Raw genomic sequence first — 4,656 nt, 5'->3', positions numbered from 1 at the left:
GTGGCTGTTACCACTGACTTTACCGAGCCTATCAGACTTCAAGCCGAGAGTGCCCAGCGTTGATAAGTCCACTTAATTAACTTGTTAGTTGCGTTCTTGCCACTCCGAACGCAACACCCCATATTTCACTGAATCGTAATACTCGCCTTCATAATAACGTACTTTTCTTAGCCTCGCTTCTTGCCGAAAGCCCAACTTCAACGCCAAAGACATCATGCAAGGGTTACCTGACCATGTTGTCAAACCGACCCTTTCGATTCTGTTATTTTTGAACAAGTAAGATACCCATTGAGGAAGAGCCAAAGCAGCGATACCTTGACCCCAGAAGTTTGAATCGTAGATCACCACACCAGCTTCAAGCCAATGAGTTTCTTCACATTCCCAGTAACTGCTGACTGTTCCTATTGGGTTGTCATCGACAGTGATTAACTGTAAATCTGAGCCACTTAGCAACCGTTGAAACGATGACTTTTCGAACTGCTTTAACGAAGGGTGAGAATAAGGAAAATACGGACCATTAAACTGAGTCCATGAGTCGTTTTCAGTTACCAAAGTATGAACGGGTTCCAATTCATTCGGTTTTGCTGGTCTAATACTTACTCGTTTTTCTTCCACGATACTTACCTATTCTTTGAAGCAAACTAACGCCTTACTAAGCGGCGCGAAATAGTTGGCTAAAATGTACGAGGAACGAGTGCTAGCCAACTGTTTAGCGTCCGTTTGAGTAACTTGTTAGTGCTTTTTTATTACCTTGGCTGAATCACCAAAATATTTAACCGGCCTAAGAACAATTAACCCAGTTATAGAAATACAAATCAAACTTCCACCCAAAGATAAAAATAATTGGACTGATTTTTCGAATGTTGTTGAAATAAACAGCAAACCAAACAGGCTAATTAGTCCAACTAAAGCAATTGTTAGATACTGAATAAGGTTCCCCATACAACAATTTTTCTCACATACTTTACAAGTTGTAATCGAGTTTAGAAACAACTCTTTAGCATTAAGTGGTGCTTTACAATCAGGGCAATTTAAGCTCATATTTAATTCCTATTTAATAGCACTAACGCTCTGCTAATTGGTTAACAAACAAAACCACTTAGCTAAAAATTACCGCCTGAAACACCAAAGCTGATTAGACCAAAAATGCCAAGCGTTTGTTAATCCAGTTGAGCAGTTTGTTATGTTTGTTTCTTTGATTTAGCTTTATGCCTTCTTAACTTTCTTAGTAAATGTTCAGGGTCTTCGTCAGAGCCCTTGTTTAGCAAATATTCTTCTGCGATTTCAATCTGACTTTTGGTTTTAACATTTTGAGTAACACTTTCAATTTGAAGCATCACATCTAGAAACTTAACATCTTCGGATTTCGACTTCCGACCAGAATAGTTACCTAAACCTTTTATGGGCTTTCCGTAAAATGATTCTTCTAGATTCACAGACCCTTCTTGCGCAATATAACTCTGATAAACATTCACAATTTGCATTAACAACTCTGGAGGAGGATATAAGTCAAACTCCATGAAAAATGCCAGCTTACCAAGGGGGTCTTCACTTACTATTGGTCGATCCGCATCAAGATCAAGTCCTTCATAATACGTATCATTGATGAGTTGCCACGCTTCTTCAAGCTCACTAGTACTCTCTTTGGAGTTATCAAATTTAGCCATACTCATTATCTCTAAAATACGTACGTTGTAATCAATACTACGATAAATCCCGCTATGGTATTTAGCAATAGAATACCCCAAGGTGTCGTATGCCAACGTTGTACTTCATTTCTCATGTATACCTCTATCATATCGATTTTACTGGTCACTATTATCTCGATACGTTTGAGAGAAGTTAAGGACAAGCATTAGCTTGAATGTCCGCTAAAAACATAACGCTTTACTAAGTGGCTGTTACCACTGACTTTAACGAGCATACCAGACTTCAAGCCGAGAGTGCCGAGCGTTGATAAGTCCACTTTAGTAATTTGTTAGTGGTTGGCTTCGCCATTGAATGCTGATTATTGGCACAAGCCTTTATTATTTGGGCTAATGCACGATATTTGTAGAACTTACTTAGGTAGCAATTCAGCAATTGACTAGGCCAACCGAAGCGCCCTAAATGGAACATTAACATCATGCGATCCAGTAGCGCCCAAAAACGTTGCCAGTAAAACAATATTGCTACGAATACTGAATAAAATTTAACCTCAAACATTTCAAAGCCTTAGACCACTAACGCTTTAATAAGTGGCTGTAACCACTGATTTTACCAAGCCTATCTGACTTCAAGCCGAGAGTGCCCAGTGTTGATAAGTCCACTTAATTAACTTGTTAGTGGGCGGCTTCGCCATTGAATACTGATTATTGGTGCAAGCGTTTATTAGTTGAACCAATGCCCGATATTTGTAGAACTTACTTAGGCAGCAACTCGGCGTTTGCCTCGGCCAAACAAAACGCCCTAAATCGAATATTTACATCATGCGATCCCGAACCGCCAAAAAGCTACACCCGTAAAACAATATTGCGACGAGTGCAGAACAAACATTAGCCCTAAAACCTTTCAAAGCCTTAGACCACTAACGCTTAGCTAACCTGCACAGCACCTTTGCATATACTTTTGCAGAGCAAAAATGCCAAGCGTGCAGTGTCTGGTTTAGCGCCTTGTTAACTGGCATTCCCATTGGTTGCCTCATACCAAGATTTCATTACTTTAGCATGTTGGCATGCACTTTCTACGTCGCAGTCTGTAAACGACATACTTATATAGATACGCTTGTTTTCCATTTTAATTGGCTTTATGAACCAGTAGTTGTATGACACTTGTGGCTCTTTTATAAAAACTATTAGTGATTTAACGAACAAAGTAGTCATAGAACGGTGGAATTCAACTTGCTCGATATTGGACCAAGGAATGAGTCCTAACTTGTGGTGGTAAATTCCATTATATCCAACTACTAATATTGTAGGTTTATTGACTAGCCTATAAATCTCATGAAGCAATAGTATAAATGGGGGAGCGACGAACAATGCTTCAATATAGCCAGCTTGACCAGAGTTCGTTAGTAGAAACAAAAGAGCTAGTAGTAAAGCGATCAATCGATATCTAGTCGTATAGGTTTTATTACCTACCTCAACATCCAAACCATAAATATGAAATTTGCGCATATCTAATCCTAGCCAGTTAACGCTTTAATAAGTGGCTGTAACCACTGACTTTACCGAGCATATCAGACTTCAAGCCGAGAGTGCCCAGCGTTGATAAGTCCACTTAATTAACTTGTTATGTGCGTAAGTTAAACTCTAAATCACCTTGGTATTTCATATATGGGTCACTTCTCATTATCATCCCCCCTTGAAGAAGCAATCCTCCTGAGGTCGGTTTTACCATAAACATCAAAGCAGCAGAATCAACTTGTTGCTTACTTTTAGGTGAAATAGAGGCGACCAGATACATATCCTTTATTTCACCCTTAAAGTCATATTCAGACATACCTTGAGTCTCCAGATCTTTGTGACGGTATAAACCTGTGACCTGATCCCCTTTTTGATTTAATTCCAGTGTAGCTATTGCCTCTTTTTGCATAGCTGTCACGGTGGTATTTAACTCCCAACGCCCATCTAAACGAACGCCGGAATACACTAAATCCCTAAATTTTGGTATGAGTACTCTCCGTGATAACTCACTAATACCAATAAACAAAAATGTTGCTATTAAACTAGCAACGATCCCTAAAGTTAATGCAATTAGATTATCCATCAATTCTCCAATGTTAATTACAAGCGAGAGCACATAACGCCCGCTTAAGGGGTTGCCAACTTCAAACCCCAAACTTTACCTTTACCACCTTAATCACAAAAGCCAAACCAAAAATGCCGAGCGTTGGCAATCCCACTTGAAGCGTTTGTTAGGCTTTTAGTTTCTCCATTGTTTCCTTTATCGGCAACTGCTGCTCGAAATACCGACGAAAGCCAACATGAAGATCTTGAATCCAGTTTTCACTATTTTCGGTTTCAAGAAACTTCATAGCTTTTTCGGGTATTGGCGATTTTTGATAATGAAATGTGGCGTTCCTAAAAAGCCTCAAGGCATCTACAAAATCGTGTTGTTCCAATAATGAGTCCACTTTTTCATCGGTACTGCCAAGTTCACGATAACCTTCGACTACAACGTATAACAATGAGTAAAAAACCGAAATCCGTCGAAACGATGAGTGCAACTGAGATAGGGTTTGCAACTCACTTGAATAACTTTCATCGACTGGTAAAGCTGTATTGATTACGACCTTTACAGCATCAGCATTCAGCCAATTTGAATGCAAAGCTACCATACTTGGGTTCATATGACCTCCTGAAGCCTAACGCTAAACTAACCCGCCCGAAACCTTGGCATAGACTTTTGCGAAGCAAAATTGCCAAGCGTTGGAGTGTCGGGTTTAGTGCCTTGTTATAACTTTTTGCCAATAAACCTAAAGTCTATTCCCCAATCTTTTACCGCTTTATCTAGGCCACCCATGCCATCTATCGCGACGGACGCATTAAAAGGAATACTGACTTTTTCATTCTGTAAGAGCAGGCCACAAACTGTATTTGTATCCAACTTACACCATTCTAAGAAAAACAAGTTGAAGAAATCATTAACTGCCTTCAAAAGGCGTTGTTGCCTAAA

Annotated in this window: 7 protein-coding genes; all 7 read right to left on the bottom strand. The window is 39.5% G+C overall.

The window, feature by feature from the left end:
- Positions 1–84: 84 nt before the first annotated feature.
- Complete coding sequence (locus BCU12_RS09615) at positions 85–615, bottom strand: GNAT family protein (RefSeq protein ID WP_102404105.1); 531 nt, start codon at positions 613–615, stop codon at positions 85–87.
- 117 nt (positions 616–732) lie between these two features.
- Entirely contained in the window at positions 733–1,041 is a 309-nt protein-coding gene (locus BCU12_RS09610; protein ID WP_102404104.1) for a hypothetical protein, read from the bottom strand.
- A gap of 140 nt (positions 1,042–1,181) precedes the next feature.
- Positions 1,182–1,763, bottom strand: coding sequence for a hypothetical protein (locus BCU12_RS09605; protein ID WP_133153849.1), 582 nt, complete (start codon positions 1,761–1,763; stop codon positions 1,182–1,184).
- Positions 1,764–2,654: 891 nt separating this feature from the next.
- A complete protein-coding gene (locus tag BCU12_RS09595) occupies positions 2,655–3,155 on the bottom strand; it encodes a hypothetical protein (protein ID WP_102404101.1) in 501 nt (166 codons plus the stop codon).
- A gap of 115 nt (positions 3,156–3,270) precedes the next feature.
- Positions 3,271–3,747 carry a hypothetical protein gene (locus tag BCU12_RS09590; RefSeq protein ID WP_102404100.1) on the bottom strand — a complete coding sequence of 159 codons (477 nt, stop codon included), beginning with the start codon at positions 3,745–3,747 and terminating at the stop codon, positions 3,271–3,273.
- Between the two features lie 148 nt (positions 3,748–3,895).
- Positions 3,896–4,330, bottom strand: a complete 435-nt coding sequence (locus BCU12_RS09585) for a hypothetical protein (protein ID WP_102404099.1) — start codon at positions 4,328–4,330, stop codon at positions 3,896–3,898.
- A 104-nt stretch (positions 4,331–4,434) separates the two neighbouring features.
- Positions 4,435–4,656, bottom strand: a 222-nt coding sequence (locus BCU12_RS23245) for a hypothetical protein (protein WP_206748377.1), incomplete at its 5' end; no start/stop codon positions are given.

Origin of the sequence: Vibrio sp. 10N.261.55.A7 (assembly GCF_002877365.1) — a bacterium.
Taxonomy (GTDB): Bacteria; Pseudomonadota; Gammaproteobacteria; order Enterobacterales; family Vibrionaceae; genus Vibrio.
Note: the sequence above shows the minus strand (reverse complement) of the source record. Positions and strands in the feature narration are given on the sequence as shown.